Origin of the sequence: Helicobacter pylori SA37A (assembly GCF_000476015.1) — a bacterium.
Lineage (GTDB): Bacteria > Campylobacterota > Campylobacteria > Campylobacterales > Helicobacteraceae > Helicobacter > Helicobacter pylori_DB.
The window spans coordinates 58,453-81,756 of the sequence record NZ_CBOO010000002.1 but is presented as its reverse complement, the minus strand read 5'-3'; the positions used below and the strand labels follow the sequence as shown (position 1 = coordinate 81,756).

Genomic DNA, 23,304 nt, shown 5'->3' with positions numbered 1-23,304 from the left:
TTTAAGAACTTTAAGAACTTTAAGAAAATGCGTTTTACAACAAAATAAGATTAAAAACGATAAAACAAAACCCCATTTTTTAACAATGAAATTTTTTAAACAAAAAAGCATTAAATCCTAATAAGATTTGTTAGCTCTTGATAAAAACAAAGCTTTTTTAAAACCCCAAAAACCTAACCAATAACAAAAACGCATGGTGTCTATTATTATCCTTATAGCATTAAAGCGCAACCAAGTTTTTATTCAAGCAAAAAGCTGTTATGCCGTTTTAAGAGCGTTTATTTCTAATTTCTATAAAAAGAGCGGTATTTTTCAATTCTTTTTGATTATTCTTGACAAGCGTTAAAAAAAATTGTATCATTATCTTTTTGTGAGACCCGTTAGCTCAGCTGGTAGAGCAATTCCCTTTTAAGGAATGGGCCGTTGGTTCAAATCCAACACGGGTCACCATTTGAGCGTAGTGGCTCCTTCATCTAGTGGTTAGGATACCACCCTTTCACGGTGGTTACAGGGGTTCAAATCCCCTAGGAGTCACCACTCTTTTAATACAGATTTAGTTGGATTTTATCTCAATATTGTGGTCGCTTAGCTCAGTTGGTAGAGCGCTACCCTTACAAGGTAGATGTCATAAGTTCGAGTCTTATAGCGACCACCATTTTTGACTTAGCTTCAAGCATGCGTTTTTAGGCTATGGGGTTTGGATAGGGAGCGGTAGTTCAGCTGGTTAGAATATCTGCCTGTCACGCAGGGGGTCGCGGGTTCGAGTCCCGTCCGCTCCGCCACCAAACGCTTTTAAAATCATTTCCTACGCTTTTTCATATAATAGTTAATCGTTAAAAATGACCCTTTCATCTAGTGGCCAAGGATACCACCCTTTCACGGTGGAAACGGAAGTTCAAATCTTTCAAGGGTCGCCACAAAAATTCCAAACTACACCCATAAATTATCTAAAAGCCTGGTTTTACCCACACGAGCCGCCACTAAAATGAGCGTGTTAGTTAGCTCTATGGTTGTTAAAGGCTCTAGCTTGTGGTTGCAAAATTCCAAATAATCCACTTCTAAATTTTCTAAAATTTCAAGCCCTAGTTTTTTCAGCTTTTCGCACGCTTTTTCGCCCCTATCTATGGCTTGCTGGATTTTTTCTAAAGCTTTTGGAATGGCTAGGGCTTGTTTTCTTTCTGTGGCATTCAAATACACATTCCTAGAGCTTAAAGCCAAATTATCATCATCGCGCACGATCTCGCATGGCGCTATTTCAATGTCTAAAAGCAAATCTTGGACTAAATGCTCAATGATTAAAAGCTGTTGGGCGTCCTTTTTGCCAAAATACGCTCTAGTAGGGTTAGTAAGATGGAACAATCTTAACACGACCTGAACAACCCCATCAAAATGCCCATGACGCATAGCTCCCTCTAAAGAGTGGGATAAAAATGTAGGGGCATGGAGTTTTAGGCGTTGCTCTGCTTCATAGGGATACATTTCGCCAATTTTAGGCACAAACACCGCATTAACGCCTAATTTTTCACACAAAGCCAAATCCTTTTCCAAAGGGCGCGGGTAAGCGCTAAAATCCTCGTTAGCCCCAAATTGCGTGGGGTTGACAAAAATGCTTACAATCGTGTGGGAATTTTCTTTCAAACTCCTTTCTATCAAGCTTTGATGCCCTTTGTGTAAAGCCCCCATAGTCGGCACAAACCCCACGCTTTCTTTCAAACTTTTACGACATTCTCTTAAAGCAGCAATCGTTTCTAACACCCGCATTTAACAATCCTTTAAAAGCTCTAAAACCACTTCTCTAGGCTCTTTAGCTTGATAAATGGGGCGGCCCACCACGATAAAATCGCTTAAATTTTGTTTAGCTTCTTTAGCGTTCGCCACCCTTTCTTGATCTTCTTTATCGCTTTTATCCAGCCTTATGCCAGGGGTTAAAGTCAAAAAGTCCTTACCCAAATTCTCTTTGATCGCTAAACTTTCAAACACCGAACACACCACCCCATCAATCCCGCTCTCTTTGCCCATAGCGCTCAATTTAATCGCTTGAGTTTTTAAAGGGGCGTTATACACGCTCAAAAATTCTTCTTCGCTAAAGCTGGTTAAAGCGCTCACGCCCATGATTAAGGGGCGTTTTTTAAGAGCGTTTAGGCGTTGCATTAAAATGGTTAGCGCGCTTTTAGCGCTACTTAAATGCACGGTGAGCATATCAATTTCTAATTTCGCGCATTCTAGCGCGGCATTTGCCATCGTATAAGGAATATCATAGAGCTTCAAATCCAAAAAAATCTTAAAATTCCCATCAATCTTTCTGATTTCATCTAAAAAAACAGCCCCGTCTCTTATAAAAGATCTAAGCCCCACCTTAGCCCATAAATCTAAGCCTTTCAATTCTTGCAATAAAGAAAGATTGTCCTCTTTTTTTTCTAAATCCAATGCGACACATAATTGCATGAAAGCCCTTTAAAGTGTAAAATAACGCCATTATAACAAAAAGAAATGCAAGAATTTTAGCTATGATAAGCGTTTTAAAATGAAAACCAAGTTTAAAAAAATGAGATTTAAGGGTTAAAGAGTGAAAGCGTTTTTAGGAGCGTTAGAGTTTCAAGAGAATGAATATGAAGAGCTTAAAGAGCTTTATGAGAGTTTAAAGACTAAGCAAAAGCCCCACACTTTGTTCATTTCTTGCGTGGATTCACGAGTCGTGCCTAATTTAATCACAGGCACCAAACCGGGCGAATTGTATGTGATCCGCAACATGGGCAATGTGATCCCCCCTAAAACAAGCTATAAAGAATCCCTTTCTACTATTGCGAGCGTTGAATACGCTATTGTGCATGTGGGCGTTCACAATTTAATTGTTTGCAGGCATAGCGATTGTGGGGCTTGCGGGAGCGTTCATTTAATTAATGATGAAACCACCAAAGCTAAAACCCCTTACATTGCAGATTGGATACAATTCTTAGAGCCTATTAAAGAAGAATTAAAAAACCACCCGCAATTCAGCAACCATTCCGCCAAGCGTTCATGGCTTACAGAGCGTTTGAACGTGCGCTTGCAACTCAACAACCTCTTAAGCTATGATTTCATTCAAGAAAGAGTGATGGATAACGAATTGAAAATTTTTGGTTGGCACTATATCATAGAAACAGGCAGGATTTATAATTATAATTTTGAAAGCCATTTTTTTGAGCCGATTGAAGAAACCATTAAACAAAGGATAAGTCATGAAAACCCCTGAAACAAAAACCCCCAAACCCGTTTTAATCGCTGGCCCATGCGTCATTGAGAGTTTAGAAAATCTAAGAAGTATCGCTACTAAATTACAACCCCTAGCCAGCAACGAGCGATTGGATTTTTATTTTAAAGCGAGTTTTGATAAGGCTAACCGCACGAGTTTGGAGAGTTACAGAGGGCCTGGTTTAGAAAAAGGCCTAGAAATGTTACAAATTATCAAAGAGGAATTTGGCTATAAGATTTTAACCGATGTGCATGAGAGCTATCAAGCAAGCGTGGCAGCCAAAGTAGCGGATATTTTACAAATCCCGGCGTTTTTGTGCCGCCAAACGGATCTGATTGTAGCAGTGAGCCAAACTAACGCTATTGTCAATATCAAAAAAGGGCAATTCATGAACCCAAAAGACATGCAATATTCTGTCTTAAAAGCCCTTAAAACGAGGGATAAAAGCATTCAAAGCCCCACTTATGAAACGGCGTTGAAAAATGGCGTGTGGCTGTGTGAAAGGGGGAGCAGCTTTGGGTATGGGAATTTAGTAGTGGATATGCGCTCTTTAAAAATCATGCGAGAGTTTGCCCCGGTGATTTTTGACGCTACCCATAGCGTGCAAATGCCAGGGGGAGCGAATGGGAAAAGTTCAGGAGACAGCTCTTTTGCCCCTATTTTAGCCAGAGCGGCGGCGGCGGTGGGGATTGATGGGTTATTCGCTGAAACGCACATTGATCCTAAAAACGCCCTAAGCGATGGGGCGAACATGCTCAAACCTGATGAGCTAGAACACTTAGTAACCGACATGTTAAAAATCCAAAATTTATTCTAAAGGAATTTCATGCGAATCATAGAAGGGAAATTGCAATTACAAGGGAATGAAAGAGTCGCTATTTTAACCTCGCGCTTCAACCATATCATCACAGACAGATTAAAAGAAGGGGCGATGGATTGCTTTAAAAGGCATGGGGGCGATGAAAAGCTGTTAGATCTCGTGCTAGTGCCTGGGGCTTATGAACTGCCTTTTATTTTAGAGAGGTTGTTAGGGAGCGGAAAATACGATGGCGTGTGCGTTTTAGGAGCCATTATTAGAGGGGGGACTCCGCATTTTGACTACGTGAGCGCGGAAGCGACTAAGGGCATTGCCAACACGATGCTCAAATACAGCATGCCGGTAAGCTTTGGCGTGCTGACCACGGACAATATTGAACAAGCGATTGAAAGAGCGGGCAGTAAGGCCGGCAATAAGGGCTTTGAAGCGATGAGCACTCTCATTGAATTATTGAGCTTGTGCCAAACTCTCAAGGGTTAAAATGGCGACACGAACTCAAGCCAGGGGGGCTGTGGTTGAATTGTTGTATGCGTTTGAGAGCGGTAATGAAGAAATTAAAAAAATCGCTTCTAGCATGCTAGAAGAAAAAAAGATTAAAAACAACCAGCTCGCTTTCGCTTTAAGCCTTTTTAATGGCGTGTTAGAAAAAATCAATGAAATTGACGCTCTCATCGAACCGCATTTGAAAGACTGGGATTTCAAGCGATTAGGGAGCATGGAAAAGGCGATTTTACGCTTAGGAGCGTATGAAATTGGCTTCACGCCCACGCAAAACCCCATCATCATCAATGAATGCATAGAGCTTGGCAAACTCTACGCTGAGCCTAACACCCCTAAATTTTTAAACGCTATCTTGGATTCTTTGAGCAAAAAGCTCGCTCAAAAACCCTTGAATTGAGGGCGTTTTATGCTTAAATTTAAAAAATAATGCACTAATCACTAATCACTTCACTAAAGAAGGGGTTGGTGGGACTTGAGCGAGCGGTAGAAATCAAATTAAAGGAAGAATATGGCATACAAATAGCGACTTGGAATTTTTAAAGCGATTAAGCTCTAATGATTTGAAAGATTTGTTTGATGTGCTTGTCTATGACAAAGATGGCGAAAAAAGATTTACTGAAGGATTAACGCTTTCAGAAGAATACAAAAGACATGGCCATGATTACGCTAAATATGCAGAAAGGATCGCTGAAGAATTGCAGCATTATGGGGCTAATAGCTTTGCGAGCGCGTTGAGAGGTACAGGGGTTTTATACAGAGAAATTTTGTGTGAAGTGTGCAATAAATTAAAGGTCAATTACAACAAGAAAACTGAAACGACTTTAATTGAACAAAACATGCTTTCTAAAATCTTAGAAAGGAGTTTAGAAGAAATGGACGATGAAGAAGTGAAAGAAATGTGCGATGAATTGTCCATAAAAAACACTGACAATTTAAACAGACAAGCCCTAAGCACAGCTGCTTTAACGCTGTTTAAAATGGGGGGCTTTAAATCTTATCAATTAGCTGTCATTGTTGCGAATGCCGTGATAAAGGCGATTTTTCAAAGAGGGTTGTCTCTAGGGGCAAATGTCGCTCTTACAAGAGGGCTAAGCATTTTAACGGGTCCTGTTGGCTGGATCATTACAGGTGTATGGACAGCGATTGATATTGCAGGACCGGCTTATAGGGTAACCATACCGGCATGCATTTTGGTTACCACTTTACGCCTAAAAGCACAAGCAAACGAAATTAAAAATCTTCTTTAACTCTTTTTAAACCTTTTTTAAAAATACAATATAAACCTAGATGCTATAAAATGTCTGGGTTTTATTTTTAGCGTTTAAAAGAATTGATGCCTTAAAGCAATTTATAGAACTAAGAGCGTTGGGCTTTTAGCCTTTTTAAAATATTAAGTATAGTTTTAGACAAATGATATTAAAATCAGTAACCACTTTAGAAAAACAGCGATGGGGTGCGAAAGGTCGTTTGTTTTTAATAAGTGATAAAACAATATAAAGGAATAATATGGCATACAAATATGATAGAGACTTGGAATTTTTAAAGCAACTGGAATCTAGTGATTTATTGGATTTGTTTGAGGTGCTTGTTTTTGGTAAAGACGGCGAAAAAAGACACAATGAAAAACTGACCAGCTCCATAGAATACAAAAGGCATGGCGATGATTACGCTAAATACGCAGAAAGAATCGCTGAAGAGTTGCAATACTATGGGAGCAATAGTTTTGCGAGCTTCATTAAGGGCGAAGGAGTCTTATACAAAGAGATCCTATGCGATGTGTGCGATAAATTGAAGGTCAATTACAACAAGAAAACTGAAACGACTTTAATTGAACAAAACATGCTTTCTAAAATCTTAGAAAGGAGTTTAGAAGAAATGGACGATGAAGAAGTGAAAGAAATGTGCGATGAATTGTCCATAAAAAACACTGACAATTTAAACAGACAAGCTTTAAGCGCGGCGACTTTAACGCTGTTTAAAATGGGGGGCTTTAAATCTTATCAATTAGCTGTCATTGTTGCGAATGCGGTCGCAAAAACCATTCTAGGGCGTGGTTTATCGCTTGCGGGCAATCAGGTGCTTACAAGAACTCTGAGCTTTTTAACAGGCCCTGTTGGCTGGATCATTACAGGCGTATGGACAGCGATTGATATTGCAGGGCCGGCTTATAGGGTAACCATACCGGCATGCATTGTGGTCGCCACTTTACGCCTAAAAACACAGCAAGCTAGTGAAGATAAGAAGTCATTGCAAATAGAATCCGTTTAAGCTTTTTTTAGGGAAAAAGGTATAGAATGGAAAACTAGATGCGAAAACGCATCTAGTTTTTATTTTAATTTAAGGGAGACACAATGAGTAACAGTTGCAATAATCAAAACCACAATCAAAAAGGTGATGCTAAAAACCAAAACAACGAAAGTTGTCAAAAAAATAGCCAAAACCAAGCTAATCAATGCAACGCTAACCACGAACATAAAAACGATAAAAAGTAAGGGTTAGAGGGTTAAAGGAGGGGGTTTCTTGTGCCAAAAATCAAAACAGCGTTTCATTAAATTAGCCTTACCTAAAGAAAATCAATAGTTTCCTACTTTCAAATCGGATCTATCTTATCCAAAATGTAAGCGTATCAAAATATTTTAATTATTATTATTCTTTGGTTGTAAAATCAATAAAGCCCATTAGCATTTGTAACGCAATATTCATGCACAGTTAGCGGGCGTGCTTGAGCCTTTTAGGGCGTTAAACATGATTTTAAAAAATGATAACTACAATCACTAATCACTAAAAAGAGGGGATTGGTGGGATTTGAGCGAGTGGTAGAAATAAAATTAAAGGGATTGCATGGCATACAAATAGCGACTTGGCATTTTTAAAGCGATTAAGCTCTAGCGATTTGAAAGATTTGTTTGATACGCTTGTCTATGATGAAGATGGCACACTAAGAATGAATGAAGAATTGACAGATTCAATAGAATACAAAAGGTATGGTAGCGATTACGCCAAATACCCCACAAAGATTGCTGAAGAATTGCAGTGTTATGGGGGCAATACTTTTATTAATTTTTTTAGAAACGAAGGGGTCTTATACAAAGAGATTTTGTGCGATGCGTGCGATCATTTAAAGGTTAATTACCATGAAGAATCTCCAACCTCTTTGATTGAGAAAAACATGCTTTCTAAACTTTTGAAAGATAGTTTAGAAAAAATGAGTGGGAGAGAGATAAAGAACTCGGCCATGAATTGGGCATGACAAATATTGATAAAGTGATTGGTGAGAACAAACAAGTCCTAATCGCATCTGTTTTAACGCTGTTTAAAGCGGGTGGCTCTCATTCTTATGCGTTGGCTGTATCTGTTGCAGATGCAATGGTAAAAAAACTCTAGGGCATGGTTTATCATCTGTGGTGGGTAAAGTCGCGCTTAAAAAAACTCTAGGCATTTTAGCTGGCCCTATTGGTTGGGTCATTACAGGCACGTTAGTGAGCGTCAATCTTGCAGGGCCGGCTTATAGGGTAACCGTGCCTGCATGCGTTTTGATCGCCGCCTTACGCAAAAAATTGAAAGCGGAACAAGAAGCAAATAAAACTAAGAAAATGTGGTATCTAGCTATTACTTTTCTTATTGGTCTAGCTGTTTTAGCTGTTTTTTTCATCAAAGGAAAACACCATTCAAGCAATGACCCAAGCAATAACCCAAAAAGCGGTGTTGAAAACCTTAAAAACCCTAGCCACAACAATTAAAGAATGGCAACAACCGCTCCAAAACACAAAACCACCCCAAGCACAAAAACAACAAGGGAGCGGAGGTTAAAGAGCGTTAAGGAGAGTAAAATCCCCTTTTAGCGTTTGAGAGAATTGACCGTCTGGAGCATGGCGTCAGCGGTTTGAATGCTTTTAGAATTGGCTTCATAAGCCCTTTGAGCGGTGATTAGATCGGTCATTTCTTCTACCAATCTCACATTACTAAGCTCCAAAAAGCCTTGCCTTAACTTGCCTAAGCCTTGAGAATCCGGGTTGCCCACAATCGCATCACCGCTAGCGTTGGTGATGGAAAACAAATTATCCCCCATAGAATGAAGCCCCGCCGGGTTGACAAAATTAGCCAAAGTGATTTGCCCGATCACATTAGAAGTCGTTTGCAAGCCTTGAGTCACGCTCACCGTGCCATCCACACCGATATTTACTTGCGTGGTGTCTTCAGGCAAAGTGATTTGAGGGATGAGGAGATAGCCCTCGCTCGTTACAAGATTGCCCTGCTCGTCTAGCTTGAAATTCCCGCTTCTTGTATAAGCGGTGGTGCCATCAGGCAATTGGACTTGAAAAAAGCCTTTACCCGTAATGGCGACATCTAAATTGTTTTCCGTTTCTTTAGGGCTGCCTTGCGAAAACATTTTAGTGATCGCGCTAGGGCGCACGCCTAAGCCCACTTCCATGCCATCTGGCGATAAAGTCGTGTTGCTTGTGTTGGTGCCGGCGTATTGCATCGCTTGGTAAAACAAGTCGTTAAAATCCGCACGAGATTTTTTAAACCCAGTGGTATTGACATTGGCGATATTGTTTGAAGTGGTGTCAATGTGCGTTTGTTGGGCGAGCATCCCTGAAGTGGCGCTATAGAGAGAGCGGAGCATGATTTTACCTTTAAACTAAAACTTAACAACCTAGAATTATAACAAAAATAAGATTAAATTTGACTAAAAACGCTCTTTTTTAACACCCTCTTTTTTAAGCTCTTGCCTCAAAATAACCGATACTTGACGCTATTGATAAATTTTAGGGCGTTTTATCATGCACTTTCTTTTTGTATCCATTCACTCAAAACTTTTTAACAGCGTTCTTGGCGAAATGTTAGCCTTTTCTAAAGGGACAAAGCGCTTTTTTTGATAAGCCTCTAGGCTTGATCGCCCTATCATGGCGGCATTGTCGCTGCAAAATTCTAAAGGGGCTAAAACAAGCTTGCAATCAAACTCAACGCACAAATTTTCAAACGCCTTTCTTAATGCTAAATTTTGGCTCGCTCCCCCCACAATACCAAAAATTTTAGGGCGTTTGGTTTTAAAATAGCGTTTAGTCTGCTGGATTAAATGCTCAATCGCTGCGCTTTGAAAATGATAGCTAATCTTTTGTTTTACCTCATCATTCAAATTAGGGGCGTTTTTTTCAACCTCCAAACGCACCGCATTTTTTAAACCTGAAAAACTAAAAGCCAGATTCGGGCTGTTTTTTAAAGGGACAGGGAACATTAAAGGCTCGTTTTGGTGCGCATAATCAAGGGCTAATTTTTCCACTATGGGACCTCCTGGATAGCCTAAATCAAGCATTTTGGAAACCTTATCAAAACTCTCCCCAAAGCTATCGTCTAAACTCGTGGCAACGATTTTGATGTCTTCATAATCTCTAGCCTCTAAAATCAAAGAATGCCCCCCAGAGACTAAGAGCACGCTTAAAGGCATGCAGGTTTGTTTTTCATTGATGAATAGCGAATACACATGCCCTCTCAAATGATCTTCTAAAATCAAGGGCAAATTCAAAGACAAACTCAAGGCTTTTGCCATCATCAAACCCTCTATTAAAGTAACGCTCAAACCTGGCTGATTCGTGATAGCGATGGCTTTAATTTTGGAAAAATCCTTATTCAAGCTTATTTTAATGCGTTCTAATAAAAGCGGCAAATTCTCAGCATGCAAACGCGATGCAAGCTCAGGCACAACGCCCCCATAAGAGCTGTGGTGCTTTTCTTGAGAGATTTTAAAATGAGCGATGAGTTTGGCGTCCTCTATTCTTGTAAGGGCTAAAGAGCTGTCATCGCAAGAACTTTCAATGCTTAAAATCATGTCTTTATCTTTGGGCGGTGTTTTTGCTTGAATTATACCTTGTTGGCTTGTATTTTAAAATCTTTAAGCCAAATATTTGATCGCGTTCAAATAACTTTTGTTGTTCGCTTTGTTTTGATAAGCAATGTCAAACGCCGTGCCGTGGTCAGTGGAAGCGCGTAAAATGGGGGCGTTCAAACTCACATTAATGCTTTCATCAAAATAGAGCGCTTTTAAAGGGGCTAGCCCCACATCATGGCTCATGCTCACATAAAAGGGGGTTATTTTTCGTTTATTGGGGGCAAAAGCGCTATCAGCGGGCAATGGCCCTAAAAAGCATTCAAAGCCCAGCGTTTGGTTGCTCTTTTGAATGGCTTTTAAAATCTTTTCATCTTCTTTTCCAAACAAGCCCTCTTCGCCCGCATGGGGGTTAAAACCACACACTTGAACGATTTTGGCTTGAGTGCTTTTTTGAAACGCTAATAAAAACTTAACTAACGCTTTTACTTGAATGAGTTGAGAAACCGTGCTTAAAGGCACATGGTCGCTAAATAGCCCCACAAAGAGTTTAGAACACCCAAGCATCATGATGATTTGATGGTCTTTATAGCGTTGTTTTAAAAAATCGGTATGCCCCACAAAAGGGATTTGAGCTTGTTGCCATGCGAGTTTGTTGATAGGCAAAGTGCAAATGCCATCCACTTCTTTATCATCCGCTAACTCGCAAGCCTTTTTAAAACTCTCAAAACTATACGCCCCGCTTTGAGCGCTGACTTTGCCTATCGTGCTAGAGTTTAATAAGGGTAAGGGGGCATCAATAGCGAGCGCATTAAGCGTTTCAGTTTCATAAGCGTTAGCAAGCAATTGATTGGCCCGCTCTAAAAGTTCGCCATCAATGAGATACAACGGCTCACAAAGCACGCTCACTTCCTTATGGCTTTTTAGAATCAGTTCTAAGCCTACGCCTTGAATGTCCCCACAGCTGATCGCAATTTTCTTTTTAGCCATTTTATCGCTTAATAAGTTGCGCCATTTCTAAAATCGCTTTTTCTAAGCCCACTAAAACCGCTTTTGAAATCACGCTATGCCCGATATTAAGCTCTCTTAAAGAGGGGATTTTTAACAATTCTTTCACGTTAGAATAATTCAACCCATGCCCAGCGCACACCACAATACCCATAAAAAACGCTTCTTTGCTCATTCTCCTTAATTCCAAAAAGGCGTTATGCAATTCTTCTTTCAATTCTTTGGGGCTTTTGTCTTTGAGCGCGCTAATGGCATGGATTTGATTGTTAGCGTTAGAATATAAAGCGTTGTGCAAATTCGCATACACCCCAGTGTGGAACTCCACTTGCTTGACTTGATGCTCCCTTGCAAAATACAGAGCGTCTTTTAAAGGATCAATAAACAAAGACACTTCAATGCCCTTATTATGATACGCTCTAATCACCTCTTCTAAACCCTTTAATGAGCAATCCAATCCCCCCTCTGTCGTAACCTCATTTCTGTTTTCAGGCACGATCGTAACTTTACTGGGCTTATTTTTCAAAGAGCATAAAAAATCAGTGATTTCAGCATTAATAGAGCATTCAATATTAATAGGCAAGGGGCTTATTTCAAGCAACTTCAAAACATCTTCATTTTGAATGTGCCGTCTGTCTTCCCTCAAATGGATGGTGATTAAATCCACTTTATGGGTGTTTTTAGCGATGAACAGAGCCTCTAAAATCTCAGGCTCATAAGTCTTTCTTATCTCTCTTAAAGTCACAATGTGATCAATATTCAATCCAAAACGCATGACTATCCTTTATTTTATAATAATGATTTTTGGAATTGTAACATAAAACCCGCCTCTTACACCTATAAGATTTTATCATCAAGCTATCTTGTAAAATGCTATAATACCCAAAACAAAATGCCAATTAAATCCAATAAAAAGTGTTGTGGGTGCTATATTTTTTAACCAGTTTATTTATTTGCTCTTTGATTATTTTGTGGTCTAAAAAATCCATGCTCTTTGTGGATAACGCTAATAAAATACAAGGCTTTCATCATGCAAGAACCCCACGAGCCGGGGGGCTTGGGATCTTTCTTTCTTTTGTGTTAGCTTATCTTTTTGAGTCTTTTGAGACGCCTTTTAAGGGGTTTTTTGTTTTTTTGGGTTTGTTGTTAGTCTTTTTAAGCGGTTTTTTAGAAGACATTAACCTTTCATTAAGCCCCAAAATACGCCTTATTTTACAAGCCGTAGGGGTTGTTTGCATCATCTCATCAACGCCTTTAGTGGTGAGCGATTTTTCGCCCCTTTTTAGCTTGCCTTATTTTATCGCTTTTTTATTCGCTGTTTTTATGCTGGTGGGTATCAGTAACGCTATTAATATTATTGATGGGTTTAACGGGCTTGCATCAGGGATTTGCGCGATTACTCTTTTAGTCATCCATTATATAGAGCCTAGCAGTTTGGCGTGCCTATTAGCTTACATGGTGCTTGGGTTTATGGTGTTAAATTTCCCTTTAGGAAAGATTTTTTTAGGCGATGGGGGGGCGTATTTTTTGGGTTTGGTGTGCGGGATTTCCCTTTTACATTTGAGTTTAGAGCAAAAAATCAGCGTGTTTTTTGGGCTCAATTTAATGCTTTATCCAGTCATAGAGGTGCTTTTTAGTATCCTTAGGCGCAAAATAAAACGCCAGAAAGCCACCATGCCAGATAATTTGCATTTGCACACCCTTTTATTTAAATTCTTGCAACAACGCTCTTTCAATTACCCTAACCCTTTATGCGCGTTTATCCTTGTTCTGTGCAACCTGCCTTTTATTTTAATCAGCGTCTTTTTTCGCTTAAACGCTCATGCGCTCATTATTATTGGCTTAGTCTTTATCGCATGCTATTTAATGGGCTATGCTTATTTGAACAGGCAAGTTTGCACTTTAGAAAAGCGAGCGTTTTAATGAAAAAGCTCAAAAGTCTTTTTTTGATCCTGCTCTTATGGGTCTATCCTTTAAGGAGTGAGCCGATCAATGAGGGGGCATACATTTTAGAAGAGATTGGCGATGTGCTTAGGTTTTTGCCTATTTTTGTAGGCACGGTCAGTTTGGCGATGCGCGATTATAGAGGTTTAGGGGAATTAGCGGTCGGCACATTGGTTACTCAAGGAGTGATTTATGGCCTTAAAGGAGCTTTTAATAACGCCCATAAAGATGGGGCTAGAGTGGGATTTGCTAAACGCCCGTGCTGTAATTCTTGGAGAGGCATGCCAAGCGGGCATGCTGGGGGGGTGTTTAGCGCGGCTGGGTTTGTGTATTACCGCTATGGGTGGAAGCCGGCTCTTCCTGTGATCGCTCTTGCAATCCTCACTGACGCTAGCAGAGTGGTGGCAAGACAACACACGATCTTGCAAGTTACGATCGGCAGCCTTATCGCATGGGGGTTTGCTTATTTATTCACTTCACGCTACAAACCCAAGCAATGGATGCTCTATCCTGAAATTTCTAGCGATTTTAAGGGCAGTAGCCGCTATGGGGTGAGCTTTTCTTATCAATGGTAAAGGGATAAAGTGCTAAAAAAATTATTGCTCATTGCGCTCTTTTTAGGGTTTTTAAGAGCGGAAGGCGAACATTATGAAATCATCGTTGAGTTTTCAAAGGCTTTTTTGAAAGCCCAAGAAGTTTTGACTACGATCCATCAAGCTTATAAAACCTGCATAGAAACCGGGCATGATCGCACCCAAATACGCCTTCAAAGCGCTTTTTTAGAGAACTTGTCTCAAACAGAACAGCAATTTGATGACTATTTTGAGAAGGATTTTAAAAGCGTAGAAGTTTTAAAAACCTTGCTTAAAAACCTCCAATCGTTAGAAAAAACTTCCAACAAGCTTGCATGCATTGCCCCAAAAAACGCTCAAAATTTTGAAATTTTAGAAGGAGCGATAACGCAAATCATAGACTTAGAAAAACAGATGGATAAATTTATCAATAAAAACTAACATAAGCTATGATATAGTTTATTTTCACAAAATCTCCAAGGAAAATTGATGCAACATGAAATCCCTATTGCCTTTGCCTTTGATAAAAACTACCTAAAAACAGGGGCTGTTGCCCTTTACTCACTGCTTGATGCCCATCGTGCAGTTGAAAGAATAATTTTTAGTATCTATGTATTCTATAGCGGTTTGAATGAAGATGATTTAAACAGGCTCCAAGAAACTATCAAGCCTTTCAAACATTTTGCCACTTTAAAATGCCAAGATATTAGTGCCACTCTTGATTCTTTGCCCACCATCACGGATAGCACATGGGTTAATCGCTATTCTAGAATGATTTTGGTTAAATACTTTCTCCCTAGTTTATTCCCCCAATACAGCAAAATGATTTGGTCTGATGTGGATGTGGTCTTTTGCAGAGCTTTCGCTGATGATTTTATCGCTTTAGACACAAGCGAATCTTTTCATTTGAGTGGTGTGATAAGTTTAGTATCACAATCAGTTACAGAGGGGTTTTGGTTTTGCAATTTGGATTACATGCGAGAGCACTCTTTTACCCAACAGGTCTTAGAAAAATTTAAAATTCAAGTAATGCGTCCATATTTTAAAGAACCTACATTAATACACCATTTGCATGCCTATATTAGAGAACTTCCCTTACATTATTGTGTTTTGCCTTATTATTATCAAGAAGAACTTGATGATTTGAGACATAAAGCTTCCTTGCCCATTTGCTTTAAAATCATCCACCAAGACAAACCCAATGAATTTATCTATCGCCAGCAAATCCCCTATGAGATCTCTCAAATTCAAGACATTCTTTCAAACCCTATTATCATGCACTATGAATCTGATAAAGATACTCTTGGAATCTACAGTGGCAAACCTTGGGAGTTCCCTTTAGGGAATCAATACCACCTGTGGTTAGAAATGCTTGCACACACTCCATTTTGGAAAGACTTCACTCTAGAAATGCAAAAAAAACGCGTAGAATACCAAGATATTGCTCAAAAAATCCATTATTTTTCTCAAGATAAGCGTCTTTATGAAGTGAGCATACGCTCCATTAAGGTTTTTGCATCTCATTACTATAATTTAGTGATCAAAGAACGATGGTCTAAACCGATAAAAACTTTCTTTCAAAAAAAATTTTTTCAAAAAAAGTTCTAATTTGTTGGAATCACAAGGCGAAACCAAATCCCTAATACTTATGCTTTCTCAAGCGTTTCACCACATAATCCCCCACGCTTTGAATGATTTGCACCAAAACAATAATCACGACCACCGCATAAAAAAGCACATCGCCCCTATAACTTTGATAGCCAATCCTAATGGCTAAATCCCCCAAGCCCCCAGCCCCTAACGCTCCCGCCATAGCCGAATAGCCTATTAAAGAAATTAAGGTGATGGTGATATTGTTCACTAAAGAGGGCAGGCTCTCTAAAAGCATCATTTTAATGACTTCCAAATGAGACGCTCCCAAACTTAAAGTGGTTTCAATCTTGCCATGCTCTACTTCCATTAAAGAATTTTCAAAAAGCTTTGCGACAAAAGGGATGGCTGAAATGGCTAGCGGGATAATGCTCGCGCTAGAGCCAATGCTCGTGCCAATCAAAAGGCGCGATAAAGGCAGGAGCAAAATAATCAAAATGATAAAAGGGAAAGAGCGAGTCATGTTGATAGAAGTGTCTAAAATTTTATGCAAAAGGGGTTTGTTTAACAAATGCCCTTTTTTACTCACTAACAATAAAACCCCCAAAGGCAAGCCAAAAACAACCGCCAAAAAGCTCGCCACAAACACCATATAAAGCGTTTCTAGCGTGGCTTGAATGAGCATTTGAGAAATCATTTTAATCCTTTAATTTTTCCACTTGTAAGCCTAAAGCGTTTAAATACTCTAAAGCCCTTTGAGTCTCTGCAACACTGCCTAAAAACCGCACCACTAAATACCCTATATCTTTAGTCGTAAGCTCTTCAATATTGCCTGAAATGATGCTCACGTCTATTTTAAAACGCCTGATCAAATTAGAAATGATCGGCTCGTCTAAATGCTCCCCTAAAAACACGATGCGATAAATATCTTGCGATTTTTGATCCCCATGCTCGTTTTTGATGCCAAGCAATTCTTTAGTAACGGCATGTTTAGGGTTAGCAAAAATTTCTTCCACTAAGCCTCTTTCCACGATTTCGCCGCTGCTGATCACACACATTTGATTGCACAATTCTTTAACCACTTCAATCTCATGCGTGATGAAAACGATGCTCAAATTAAGCTTTTTTTGAATGCCGCTTAAAAGCGTTAAAATAGAATGCGTGGTTTTAGAATCCAGCGCGGATGTGGCTTCATCGCAAAGCAACAAATCAGGGCAATTCGCTAAACTCCTAGCGATCGCCACTCGTTGTTTTTGCCCGCCGCTTAGCTGTTTAGGATAAAAATGCATTTTATCTTCTAGCCCCACTAATTCCAACAATTCATGCACCCTGGATTTAATCTTAGTTTTTTCCCATCGGGCGATTTCTAGAGCGAAAGCGATATTTTCAAACACGTTTTTAGCGCTCAATAAATTGAAATGCTGGAAAATCATGCCTATTTTCTGGCGCGCTTTTTGCAATTCTTTAGGCTTTAAGTTTAACAGATTGACCCCATTGACTAACACTTCGCCAGAACTGGGGCGCTCTAAACAATTGATTAAGCGAATGAGCGTGGATTTTCCCGCCCCTGAATAGCCTATCACGCCCAAAATATCGCCTTTTTTCAATTCCAAATTCACGCCTTTTAGAGCATGAAACCCGTTTTCATAAATCTTTTCAATGTTTTTTAATTCTACTACCATCGTTTTAACTTTACATCCCGATCACTTGGACATTTGCGCGTTATTTTCCACGCTATTGAGCCATAAAAACACTTGCACCACGCTTTCATACAATTCTTCAGGTATCGTGCAATCTAATTCCACCTTTAAAAGCGAATCCACTAGCATGGGGTTAGAAAAGAGCGCTATATCGTATTCTTTTGCTTTTTGAATGATCCTTTTAGCCACTTCGCCCACCCCGCTTGCGATCACTTTTGGGGCATGATCTTGTCCCATGTTATAGGCTAGAGCGGCGGCTTTTATGGTTTTATTCATCTAATACCCTAAAGTCAAAGAATCCGCATCATTCCAAGAGAAATTTTTTTCAAACCCTTTTGTTTTTTTCAAAATAGACGCAACGCTGCGGACTAACATGTCCGTTTCAATATTCACGCGCCGTTTGAGTTTATAAGTCTTAAAAAGGGTGTTTTCTAAAGTGTAAGGGATAATCGTTAGCCAAAACCCTTTTTCTTCTACCTTGCTTAAAGTCAAACTCACCCCATCAATGGCGATAGAGCCTTGCTCAACGCACAATAAAAGCGTTTCTTTAGAAGCGCTGATGAAAAAATCCACTTGATTAGAATGCTGAATGATTTTTTCAATGACCCCGATAGCGTCAATATGCCCTTGCACAAAATGCCCATCCAAACTCGCATCGGCTTTTAGAGCTGGCTCAATATGGACTAAATCCTTGTAATTTTCTAACGCTACGCTGTTTTGGGTTTTTTGGCTCAATTCCACGCTAAAATGCGTTTTTGAACTTTCTATGGCGGTCAAACATGCCCCATTAATCGCAATGCTATCGCCAAGCTTGGGATTGAGATCGCTCTCTATGCTTAAAATATTGTTGTGGAAACTTTTCACTTTAGCTATTTTATGGATTAACCCGCTAAACATAATTGATTGTTATTCTCCTTATGTTAGAATGCTTAAGTATTGTAACATATTAAATAAAACCATAGGATAGAAGCATGTTTATTGATACGCATTGCCATTTGGATCACAAGGACTATGAAAACGATTTAGAAGAAGTGTTAAAAGAAAGCCTAGAAAAAGGCGTTACTCAATGCGTGATTCCGGGCGCGGACATGAAAGATTTGAATAGAGCAATAGAAATTAGCGAAAAATTTGAAGGCGTGTTTTTTGCCATAGGCGCTCACCCTTATGATGTGGAAAGCTTTGATGAAAGCCTGTTTGAAAAGTTTGTTGGGCATCAAAAATGCGTGGCGATAGGCGAATGCGGACTGGATTACTACCGCTTGCCTGAATTGAATGAGAGAGAGAGCTATAAAAGCAAGCAAAAAGAAATTTTTACCAAACAGATTGAGTTTTCTATCCAACACAACAAACCCTTGATTATCCACATCAGAGAGGCGAGTTTTGATAGTTTGAATCTTTTAAAAAGCTATCCTAAGGCTTTTGGGGTGTTGCATTGCTTTAACGCTGATGGCATGCTTTTGGAACTAAGCGATCGTTTTTATTACGGGATAGGAGGGGTTAGCACTTTTAAAAACGCTAAAAGACTGGTAGAGATCCTCCCTAAAATCCCTAAAAACAGGCTTCTTTTAGAAACGGATTCGCCTTATTTGACCCCACACCCTTTTAGAGGCACCAGGAATAGCCCTACTTATATCCCTTTAATCGCTCAAAAAATTGCCGAAATCATCAACATAGAGACTGAAGAGCTCGCTTCTTTAAGCACGCATAACGCTCAAACGCTCTTTAACTTCCCCTAAAAATAAGGCTGTGTTAGAAAGCGTTATTCAAGTTTAGCTATAATCAAAGCTATTTTAAAAGCTAGATTAATTATTAGGATATGATGTCAAAAAGAATGAAGTGTTTTAGTCAAAAATGGTTGGTTTTTTTTGTTACCCTTTTATTGGCTTCTTTAGGCCATGCGAAAATGGCTTTTGAATCTAATATTGACACCAAAGCGCTAGAGGCCTTTGGGGTTAATGCGAGCTTTTTATCCCAGATGCCCAACGCTTTAAAAAAAATGAATAAAGAAGAGGAATGGAAAAAGTTAGTCAAAAGATTTGATGTGAATTACCAGTTCATCCCCATCATTAAAAACATGCTCATAGAAGCGAGCGTGCCACAAGAATTTTTGTTTTTAGCCATGGCCGAGTCTAAATTTTCATCAAGGGCTTATAGCAGGAAAAAAGCGGTAGGGATTTGGCAATTCATGCCAAGCACGGCTAAAGAATTAGGGCTTAAAGTCAATCATTACATTGATGAAAGAAGAGACCCCATTAAAAGCACTCAAGCAGCGATCGCTTATTTGAAACGGCTCTATAAGCAAACCGGGGAGTGGTATTTGGTCGCTATGGCGTATAATTACGGCTTACGCAAGGTTCAGAACGCTATTAAAGCCGCCGGCACTTCAGACATTAAGATTTTGTTGGATGAAGATAAGAAATACCTCCCTAAAGAAACACGAGAGTATATCCGTTCCATTCTAAGCCTGGCGTTGAAATTCAACAGCCTAGATAACCTCAAAGATAAAGAATATCTGCTCAATCGTGGGGCGAGGGTGAGCTTGGTGGGCGTTCCGTTTAAAAGGCACACTTCATTAGTCCAGGTGGCTAAGAATTTAAACTTGAGTTTGGAAACCTTAAAATCTTACAACCACCAATTCCGCTATAACATTCTGCCCTCTAAAGACCCCACTTACACCGTTTATATCCCTTATGAAAAACTCGCCCTTTTCAAACAACGCCAACTCAAACAAAATAAAAACGCTCAAGCTAATCCTAAAAACCCTTTCATCACCCATGTGGTCTTGCCTAAAGAAACCTTATCTTCTATCGCTAAACGCTATCAAGTCAGTATTTCCAGTATCCAATTAGCCAATAACCTCAAAGATTCTAATATTTTTATCCACCAGCGCTTAATCATTCCTACCAATAAGAAATTGATCGCTACAAGGGAATTTTAATGGGTTTGGCGTTAAAAAAAGTTTGTTTTTTAGGCGTTATTTTTTTGATTAGCGCTTGTGCGGTTAAAAAAGAGGGAATAAAGAATTTGTCTTATAAGCATGAAAGCTTGCGCGCTTATGAAAACGCTAAAGACTATGACCCGACAACCAAAAAAGCCACCTATAAGCGCAATTTTTTTGAACGCCATTTCAAACACCACTCCGATTCGCAAGATAGCAATACAAAACAACCCCTAGATAACGGCATGCGCGATTCTAGCGCGATCCAAAGAGCCACCATGCGCCCTTATCAAGTGGGGGGCAAGTGGTATTACCCCACTAAAGTGGATTTAGGCGAAAAATTTGATGGCATTGCGAGCTGGTATGGCCCCAATTTCCATGCCAAAAAAACCAGTAATGGGGAAATTTACAACATGTATGCCCACACCGCCGCGCACAAGACTTTACCCATGAACACCGTGGTGAAAGTCATCAATGTTGATAATAACTTAAGCACCATTGTGCGCATTAATGATAGAGGGCCTTTTGTGAGCGATCGCATCATTGATTTGTCTAATGCGGCCGCTAGGGATATTGACATGGTTAAAAAAGGCACGGCCAGCGTGCGTCTTATTGTTTTGGGCTTTGGTGGGGTTATCTCCACGCAATACGAACAATCCTTTAACGCCAGCTCTTCAAAGATCTTACACAAGGAATTTAAAGTCGGCGAGAGCGAAAAAAGCGTGAGCGGAGGGAAATTTTCTTTGCAAATGGGGGCTTTTAGAAACCAAATAGGCGCTCAAACTTTAGCGGATAAATTGCAAGCAGAGAATAAGAATTACAGCGTCAAGGTTGCTTTTAAAGACGATTTGTATAAAGTTTTAGTTCAAGGGTTTCAAAGCGAAGAAGAGGCTAGGGATTTTATGAAAAAATATAACCAGAATGCGGTTTTAACGAGAGAATGATTAAGTTATTGCTTTTAGATGTGGATGGCACGCTCACAGACGGATCGTTGTATTTTGATGAAAATTTTCACGAATTCAAGGCTTTCAATGTTAAAGACGGGCTTGGCATGACGCTATGGCAAAAATTAGGCAAAAAAATCGCTATCATTACAGGAAGAACTTCAATCATGGTGAAAAAACGCATGGAGAGTTTGGGCGTTCAGTTTGTTTTTATGGGCGTTGAAAATAAAAGCGTGGTTGTGGAGCAGCTCAAAAAAGACTTGCAATTAAATGCACAAGAAATCGCATGCGTAGGCGATGATTATAACGATTTAGGCATGTTTAAGGCATGCGCTTGGAGTTTCGCTCCTTTTGATGCGCACCCCTTGCTTAAAAGCAAGGCCTATAAAGTGTTGCAAAATTCAGGGGGCAAGGGGGCTGTTAGGGAAGCGATTGATTATCTTTTAACATTAGAAGGCTTGCAAGATGAAGCGCTCAAGCTTTACCTCTAATAGCGTTTTAAACTTTTTTGTGGTTTTGTCTTTCATCACGATAGGGTTAGTTTTTTTCTTTTTGCGTTCCCAACCCACTAGCGTGGTCTCTAAAGAAAATATCCCTAAAATTGAATTAGAAAATTTTAAAGCGTTTCAAATCAACGATAAAATCCTTGATCTTTCCATAGAGGGTAAAAAAGCTTTACAATACGATGATTACGAAATCTTTTTTGATTCCAAAATCAAGCGCTATGATGAAGACACCATTGAAAGCGTTGAATCCCCTAAAGCCAAGCGGCAGCAGGATTTGTATTTCTTCCCTAATGGGGTTACTTATAAAAGAAGCGACGATTCTAGTTTTTGGAGTGAAACAGGGATTTATAACCACAAGGAGCAAAATTTTAAAGGCAAGGGCCGTTTCATCCTCACTTCAAAAGATAGCAAGATTGAAGGGCTTGACATTTCTTATTCGCATGCTTTAGCCGTTATTGAAGCTCAAAGCATTCAAGCGCATTTATTCTTAGATGAAATCAAACAAAGCCAGAAAGAAAAGAAAAAATTCCCCACTTTCAAAGGAGGTTTTTAATGCGTTGGTGGTGTTTTTTGGTGTGTTGTTTTGGTATTTTAAGCGTGATGGACGCTCAAAAAACAGACAATAAAGGTTTGAAAAAAGAAAGAGAGCTTTTAGAGATTACTGGCAACCAATTTGTAGCGAACGACAAAACCAAAACTGCTGTTATTCAAGGCAATGTGCAGATCAAAAAAGGTAAAGACCGGTTGTTTGCGGATAAAGTGAGCGTGTTTTTAAACGATAAACGAAAGCCAGAGCGCTATGAAGCCACAGGGAACACGCATTTTAACATCTTTACAGAGGACAATCGTGAAATCAGTGGGAGCGCTGACAAGCTCATTTATAATGCGTTGAATGGGGAATACAAATTATTGCAAAATGCGGTGGTTAAAGAAGTGGGGAAATCTAATGTCATCACCGGTGATGAAATCATTTTAAACAAAACTAAAGGCTATGCTGATGTGTTGGGGAGCGCGAAACGGCCCGCTAAGTTTGTGTTTGATATGGAAGATATTAATGAAGAAAATCGTAAGGCCAAATTGAAGAAGAAAGGCGAAAAACCATGATCGCCATTAAAGACGCTCATTTTCTCACTTCTTCAAGCCAACTTTTTCAATGCCCTGCGAGCTTGACTTCTGAGATGGTGATTTTAGGGCGCAGCAATGTAGGTAAAAGCTCGTTTATTAATACCTTGTTAGGGAAAAATCTCGCCAAAAGCTCAGCAACGCCGGGAAAAACCCGCTTAGCGAATTTTTTTTCCACCACTTGGGAAGATAAAGAAAACGCTTTAATAACAACCTTTAATGTGATTGATTTGCCCGGGTTTGGCTACGCTAAAGTTTCTAAAAGCTTGAAAAAAGAATGGGAGGGGTTTTTATGGGAATTGTTGAGCGTTAGGACTTCAATCAAGCTTTTTATCCATTTAGTGGATGCACGCCATTTGGATTTAGAAATTGATAAAAACGCTAAAGAAAACATTCAAGCCCTTTTAAGGCCCGATCAAGCCTACCTTTCTCTTTTTACGAAGTTTGACAAGTTGAATAAAAACGAGCAACACCGCCTTTTTTTAAACGCTCCTAAACCTTTTTTAATCAATACCACCCATTTTAACGCTCTTTCTTCAAAATACCCAACCCTTGAAATAGTGCGCCAAACCCTTTTGAAATACTTGCTCACTAACCCCTTATAAG

The 23,304-nt window shown here is 39.6% G+C and carries 28 protein-coding genes, 5 tRNA genes and 2 pseudogenes; 25 read left to right on the top strand and 10 right to left on the bottom strand.

The features are described 5' to 3' along the window. Window positions 1-193 precede the first annotated feature (193 nt). From QT76_RS08635 to QT76_RS01445, 6 genes and pseudogenes are all read left to right on the top strand, one after another. Window positions 194-374, top strand: a pseudogene (locus tag QT76_RS08635) (hypothetical protein). Next, window positions 375-450: transfer RNA gene (locus QT76_RS01465), tRNA-Lys, on the top strand. Window positions 451-462: 12 nt separating this feature from the next. After that, window positions 463-537, top strand: a tRNA-Glu gene (locus tag QT76_RS01460). 42 nt (window positions 538-579) lie between these two features. Then, window positions 580-655 (top strand) — tRNA-Val (locus QT76_RS01455). Window positions 656-705: 50 nt separating this feature from the next. Then, a tRNA-Asp gene (locus tag QT76_RS01450) sits at window positions 706-782 on the top strand. 59 nt (window positions 783-841) lie between these two features. Continuing rightward, a tRNA-Glu gene (locus QT76_RS01445) sits at window positions 842-917 on the top strand. Window positions 918-930: 13 nt separating this feature from the next. On the opposite strand, the gene panC is transcribed toward QT76_RS01445, so the two are convergent. Then, entirely contained in the window at window positions 931-1,761 is an 831-nt protein-coding gene (panC, locus tag QT76_RS01440; RefSeq protein ID WP_033616292.1) for a pantoate--beta-alanine ligase, read from the bottom strand. After that, a complete protein-coding gene (gene pyrF / locus QT76_RS01435; RefSeq protein ID WP_033616291.1) occupies window positions 1,762-2,445 on the bottom strand; it encodes an orotidine-5'-phosphate decarboxylase in 684 nt (227 codons plus the stop codon). It lies immediately after the preceding gene. 121 nt (window positions 2,446-2,566) lie between these two features. Between pyrF and QT76_RS01430 the strand changes: the two genes are divergently transcribed. From QT76_RS01430 to QT76_RS08495, 8 genes and pseudogenes are all read left to right on the top strand, one after another. Then, complete coding sequence (locus QT76_RS01430; RefSeq protein ID WP_033616290.1) at window positions 2,567-3,232, top strand: carbonic anhydrase; 666 nt, start codon at window positions 2,567-2,569, stop codon at window positions 3,230-3,232. After that, on the top strand, window positions 3,219-4,049 hold the full coding sequence (gene kdsA / locus QT76_RS01425; RefSeq protein WP_033616289.1) for a 3-deoxy-8-phosphooctulonate synthase: 831 nt from the start codon (window positions 3,219-3,221) through the stop codon (window positions 4,047-4,049). The genes QT76_RS01430 and kdsA overlap by 14 nt, the downstream gene beginning before the upstream one ends. A 9-nt stretch (window positions 4,050-4,058) precedes the next feature. Continuing rightward, the gene (gene ribH / locus QT76_RS01420; RefSeq protein ID WP_033616288.1) at window positions 4,059-4,529 is read left to right on the top strand and encodes a 6,7-dimethyl-8-ribityllumazine synthase; all 471 of its coding nucleotides are present in this window, start codon (window positions 4,059-4,061) and stop codon (window positions 4,527-4,529) included. 1 nt (window position 4,530) lies between these two features. Beyond that, on the top strand, window positions 4,531-4,947 hold the full coding sequence (gene nusB, locus QT76_RS01415; RefSeq protein ID WP_000235739.1) for a transcription antitermination factor NusB: 417 nt from the start codon (window positions 4,531-4,533) through the stop codon (window positions 4,945-4,947). Window positions 4,948-5,077: 130 nt separating this feature from the next. Next, window positions 5,078-5,797 (top strand): YaaW family protein, encoded by a 720-nt coding sequence (locus QT76_RS01410; RefSeq protein WP_195741857.1) that lies wholly within the window; start codon window positions 5,078-5,080, stop codon window positions 5,795-5,797. A gap of 259 nt (window positions 5,798-6,056) precedes the next feature. After that, window positions 6,057-6,818 carry a YaaW family protein gene (locus tag QT76_RS01405; RefSeq protein ID WP_000323697.1) on the top strand — a complete coding sequence of 254 codons (762 nt, stop codon included), beginning with the start codon at window positions 6,057-6,059 and terminating at the stop codon, window positions 6,816-6,818. Between the two features lie 83 nt (window positions 6,819-6,901). Beyond that, complete coding sequence (locus QT76_RS08330) at window positions 6,902-7,042, top strand: hypothetical protein (protein WP_000071308.1); 141 nt, start codon at window positions 6,902-6,904, stop codon at window positions 7,040-7,042. 368 nt (window positions 7,043-7,410) lie between these two features. Next, window positions 7,411-8,290: pseudogene (locus tag QT76_RS08495) on the top strand (YaaW family protein). A 98-nt stretch (window positions 8,291-8,388) separates the two neighbouring features. Here the strand turns inward: QT76_RS08495 and flgG are convergent. The 4 genes from flgG to pdxJ form a co-directional block, all read right to left on the bottom strand. Beyond that, a complete protein-coding gene (flgG, locus tag QT76_RS01390; RefSeq protein WP_000946437.1) occupies window positions 8,389-9,177 on the bottom strand; it encodes a flagellar basal-body rod protein FlgG in 789 nt (262 codons plus the stop codon). 180 nt (window positions 9,178-9,357) lie between these two features. Next, window positions 9,358-10,380, bottom strand: a complete 1,023-nt coding sequence (gene tsaD, locus QT76_RS01385) for a tRNA (adenosine(37)-N6)-threonylcarbamoyltransferase complex transferase subunit TsaD (RefSeq protein WP_033616286.1) — start codon at window positions 10,378-10,380, stop codon at window positions 9,358-9,360. Between the two features lie 63 nt (window positions 10,381-10,443). Further along, window positions 10,444-11,367, bottom strand: a complete 924-nt coding sequence (gene pdxA, locus QT76_RS01380; RefSeq protein WP_033616285.1) for a 4-hydroxythreonine-4-phosphate dehydrogenase — start codon at window positions 11,365-11,367, stop codon at window positions 10,444-10,446. Window position 11,368: 1 nt separating this feature from the next. Further along, window positions 11,369-12,157 (bottom strand): pyridoxine 5'-phosphate synthase, encoded by a 789-nt coding sequence (gene pdxJ / locus QT76_RS01375; RefSeq protein ID WP_033616284.1) that lies wholly within the window; start codon window positions 12,155-12,157, stop codon window positions 11,369-11,371. A gap of 140 nt (window positions 12,158-12,297) precedes the next feature. Between pdxJ and wecA the strand changes: the two genes are divergently transcribed. From wecA to QT76_RS01355, 4 genes are read left to right on the top strand one after another with little or no spacing between them, the layout of a single operon-like run. Then, entirely contained in the window at window positions 12,298-13,305 is a 1,008-nt protein-coding gene (wecA, locus tag QT76_RS01370; RefSeq protein WP_033616283.1) for an undecaprenylphosphate N-acetylglucosaminyl transferase WecA, read from the top strand. Beyond that, window positions 13,305-13,901: a lipid A 4'-phosphatase gene (gene lpxF, locus QT76_RS01365; RefSeq protein ID WP_033616282.1), complete on the top strand. Its 597-nt coding sequence runs from the start codon at window positions 13,305-13,307 to the stop codon at window positions 13,899-13,901. The genes wecA and lpxF overlap by 1 nt, the downstream gene beginning before the upstream one ends. Before the next feature lie 9 nt (window positions 13,902-13,910). Then, complete coding sequence (locus tag QT76_RS01360; protein WP_033616281.1) at window positions 13,911-14,339, top strand: hypothetical protein; 429 nt, start codon at window positions 13,911-13,913, stop codon at window positions 14,337-14,339. Window positions 14,340-14,387: 48 nt separating this feature from the next. Then, window positions 14,388-15,506: a glycosyltransferase family 8 protein gene (locus tag QT76_RS01355; RefSeq protein ID WP_033616280.1), complete on the top strand. Its 1,119-nt coding sequence runs from the start codon at window positions 14,388-14,390 to the stop codon at window positions 15,504-15,506. A gap of 31 nt (window positions 15,507-15,537) precedes the next feature. On the opposite strand, the gene QT76_RS01350 is transcribed toward QT76_RS01355, so the two are convergent. The 4 genes from QT76_RS01350 to ribE are packed head-to-tail and all read right to left on the bottom strand — an operon-like array spanning window position 15,538 to window position 18,085. Beyond that, a complete protein-coding gene (locus tag QT76_RS01350; protein WP_033616279.1) occupies window positions 15,538-16,185 on the bottom strand; it encodes a methionine ABC transporter permease in 648 nt (215 codons plus the stop codon). 1 nt (window position 16,186) lies between these two features. After that, the gene (locus QT76_RS01345) at window positions 16,187-17,170 is read right to left on the bottom strand and encodes a methionine ABC transporter ATP-binding protein (protein ID WP_033616278.1); all 984 of its coding nucleotides are present in this window, start codon (window positions 17,168-17,170) and stop codon (window positions 16,187-16,189) included. A gap of 21 nt (window positions 17,171-17,191) precedes the next feature. Beyond that, window positions 17,192-17,464 carry a FlhB-like flagellar biosynthesis protein gene (locus QT76_RS01340; protein ID WP_001044054.1) on the bottom strand — a complete coding sequence of 91 codons (273 nt, stop codon included), beginning with the start codon at window positions 17,462-17,464 and terminating at the stop codon, window positions 17,192-17,194. Then, window positions 17,465-18,085 carry a riboflavin synthase gene (gene ribE / locus QT76_RS01335; RefSeq protein WP_033616277.1) on the bottom strand — a complete coding sequence of 207 codons (621 nt, stop codon included), beginning with the start codon at window positions 18,083-18,085 and terminating at the stop codon, window positions 17,465-17,467. A gap of 74 nt (window positions 18,086-18,159) precedes the next feature. Here ribE and QT76_RS01330 point away from each other — a divergent pair, with 74 nt between their 5' ends. The 7 genes from QT76_RS01330 (at window position 18,160) to yihA (ending at window position 23,303) form a co-directional block, all read left to right on the top strand. Continuing rightward, complete coding sequence (locus tag QT76_RS01330; protein WP_033616276.1) at window positions 18,160-18,924, top strand: TatD family hydrolase; 765 nt, start codon at window positions 18,160-18,162, stop codon at window positions 18,922-18,924. Between the two features lie 83 nt (window positions 18,925-19,007). Then, on the top strand, window positions 19,008-20,126 hold the full coding sequence (locus QT76_RS01325) for a lytic transglycosylase domain-containing protein (protein WP_033616275.1): 1,119 nt from the start codon (window positions 19,008-19,010) through the stop codon (window positions 20,124-20,126). Next, window positions 20,126-21,070 carry a septal ring lytic transglycosylase RlpA family protein gene (locus QT76_RS01320; protein WP_000521855.1) on the top strand — a complete coding sequence of 315 codons (945 nt, stop codon included), beginning with the start codon at window positions 20,126-20,128 and terminating at the stop codon, window positions 21,068-21,070. Before QT76_RS01325 ends, QT76_RS01320 begins: the two co-directional genes overlap by 1 nt. Further along, complete coding sequence (locus QT76_RS01315; RefSeq protein WP_033616274.1) at window positions 21,067-21,561, top strand: KdsC family phosphatase; 495 nt, start codon at window positions 21,067-21,069, stop codon at window positions 21,559-21,561. The genes QT76_RS01320 and QT76_RS01315 overlap by 4 nt, the downstream gene beginning before the upstream one ends. Then, on the top strand, window positions 21,536-22,129 hold the full coding sequence (locus QT76_RS01310) for a hypothetical protein (RefSeq protein WP_000831024.1): 594 nt from the start codon (window positions 21,536-21,538) through the stop codon (window positions 22,127-22,129). The genes QT76_RS01315 and QT76_RS01310 overlap by 26 nt, the downstream gene beginning before the upstream one ends. Continuing rightward, window positions 22,129-22,680 carry a lipopolysaccharide transport periplasmic protein LptA gene (gene lptA / locus QT76_RS01305; RefSeq protein ID WP_033616273.1) on the top strand — a complete coding sequence of 184 codons (552 nt, stop codon included), beginning with the start codon at window positions 22,129-22,131 and terminating at the stop codon, window positions 22,678-22,680. Before QT76_RS01310 ends, lptA begins: the two co-directional genes overlap by 1 nt. Further along, window positions 22,677-23,303 (top strand): ribosome biogenesis GTP-binding protein YihA/YsxC, encoded by a 627-nt coding sequence (gene yihA / locus QT76_RS01300; RefSeq protein WP_033616272.1) that lies wholly within the window; start codon window positions 22,677-22,679, stop codon window positions 23,301-23,303. Before lptA ends, yihA begins: the two co-directional genes overlap by 4 nt. Window position 23,304: the final 1 nt, after the last annotated feature.

Excerpts from the sequence above, each read along its gene's own strand:
- panC (WP_033616292.1), bottom strand. The coding sequence starts at position 1,761 with ATGCGGGTGTTAGAAACGATTGCTGCTTTAAGAGAATGTCGTAAAAGT.
- pyrF (WP_033616291.1), bottom strand. The coding sequence starts at position 2,445 with ATGCAATTATGTGTCGCATTGGATTTAGAAAAAAAAGAGGACAATCTT.
- kdsA (WP_033616289.1), top strand. The coding sequence starts at position 3,219 with ATGAAAACCCCTGAAACAAAAACCCCCAAACCCGTTTTAATCGCTGGC.
- ribH (WP_033616288.1), top strand. The coding sequence starts at position 4,059 with ATGCGAATCATAGAAGGGAAATTGCAATTACAAGGGAATGAAAGAGTC.
- nusB (WP_000235739.1), top strand. The coding sequence starts at position 4,531 with ATGGCGACACGAACTCAAGCCAGGGGGGCTGTGGTTGAATTGTTGTAT.
- QT76_RS01405 (WP_000323697.1), top strand. The coding sequence starts at position 6,057 with ATGGCATACAAATATGATAGAGACTTGGAATTTTTAAAGCAACTGGAA.
- QT76_RS08330 (WP_000071308.1), top strand. The coding sequence starts at position 6,902 with ATGAGTAACAGTTGCAATAATCAAAACCACAATCAAAAAGGTGATGCT.
- flgG (WP_000946437.1), bottom strand. The coding sequence starts at position 9,177 with ATGCTCCGCTCTCTCTATAGCGCCACTTCAGGGATGCTCGCCCAACAA.
- tsaD (WP_033616286.1), bottom strand. The coding sequence starts at position 10,380 with ATGATTTTAAGCATTGAAAGTTCTTGCGATGACAGCTCTTTAGCCCTT.
- pdxA (WP_033616285.1), bottom strand. The coding sequence starts at position 11,367 with ATGGCTAAAAAGAAAATTGCGATCAGCTGTGGGGACATTCAAGGCGTA.
- pdxJ (WP_033616284.1), bottom strand. The coding sequence starts at position 12,157 with ATGCGTTTTGGATTGAATATTGATCACATTGTGACTTTAAGAGAGATA.
- lpxF (WP_033616282.1), top strand. The coding sequence starts at position 13,305 with ATGAAAAAGCTCAAAAGTCTTTTTTTGATCCTGCTCTTATGGGTCTAT.
- QT76_RS01355 (WP_033616280.1), top strand. The coding sequence starts at position 14,388 with ATGCAACATGAAATCCCTATTGCCTTTGCCTTTGATAAAAACTACCTA.
- QT76_RS01350 (WP_033616279.1), bottom strand. The coding sequence starts at position 16,185 with ATGATTTCTCAAATGCTCATTCAAGCCACGCTAGAAACGCTTTATATG.
- QT76_RS01345 (WP_033616278.1), bottom strand. The coding sequence starts at position 17,170 with ATGGTAGTAGAATTAAAAAACATTGAAAAGATTTATGAAAACGGGTTT.
- QT76_RS01340 (WP_001044054.1), bottom strand. The coding sequence starts at position 17,464 with ATGAATAAAACCATAAAAGCCGCCGCTCTAGCCTATAACATGGGACAA.
- ribE (WP_033616277.1), bottom strand. The coding sequence starts at position 18,085 with ATGTTTAGCGGGTTAATCCATAAAATAGCTAAAGTGAAAAGTTTCCAC.
- QT76_RS01330 (WP_033616276.1), top strand. The coding sequence starts at position 18,160 with ATGTTTATTGATACGCATTGCCATTTGGATCACAAGGACTATGAAAAC.
- QT76_RS01325 (WP_033616275.1), top strand. The coding sequence starts at position 19,008 with ATGTCAAAAAGAATGAAGTGTTTTAGTCAAAAATGGTTGGTTTTTTTT.
- QT76_RS01320 (WP_000521855.1), top strand. The coding sequence starts at position 20,126 with ATGGGTTTGGCGTTAAAAAAAGTTTGTTTTTTAGGCGTTATTTTTTTG.
- QT76_RS01315 (WP_033616274.1), top strand. The coding sequence starts at position 21,067 with ATGATTAAGTTATTGCTTTTAGATGTGGATGGCACGCTCACAGACGGA.
- QT76_RS01310 (WP_000831024.1), top strand. The coding sequence starts at position 21,536 with ATGAAGCGCTCAAGCTTTACCTCTAATAGCGTTTTAAACTTTTTTGTG.
- lptA (WP_033616273.1), top strand. The coding sequence starts at position 22,129 with ATGCGTTGGTGGTGTTTTTTGGTGTGTTGTTTTGGTATTTTAAGCGTG.
- yihA (WP_033616272.1), top strand. The coding sequence starts at position 22,677 with ATGATCGCCATTAAAGACGCTCATTTTCTCACTTCTTCAAGCCAACTT.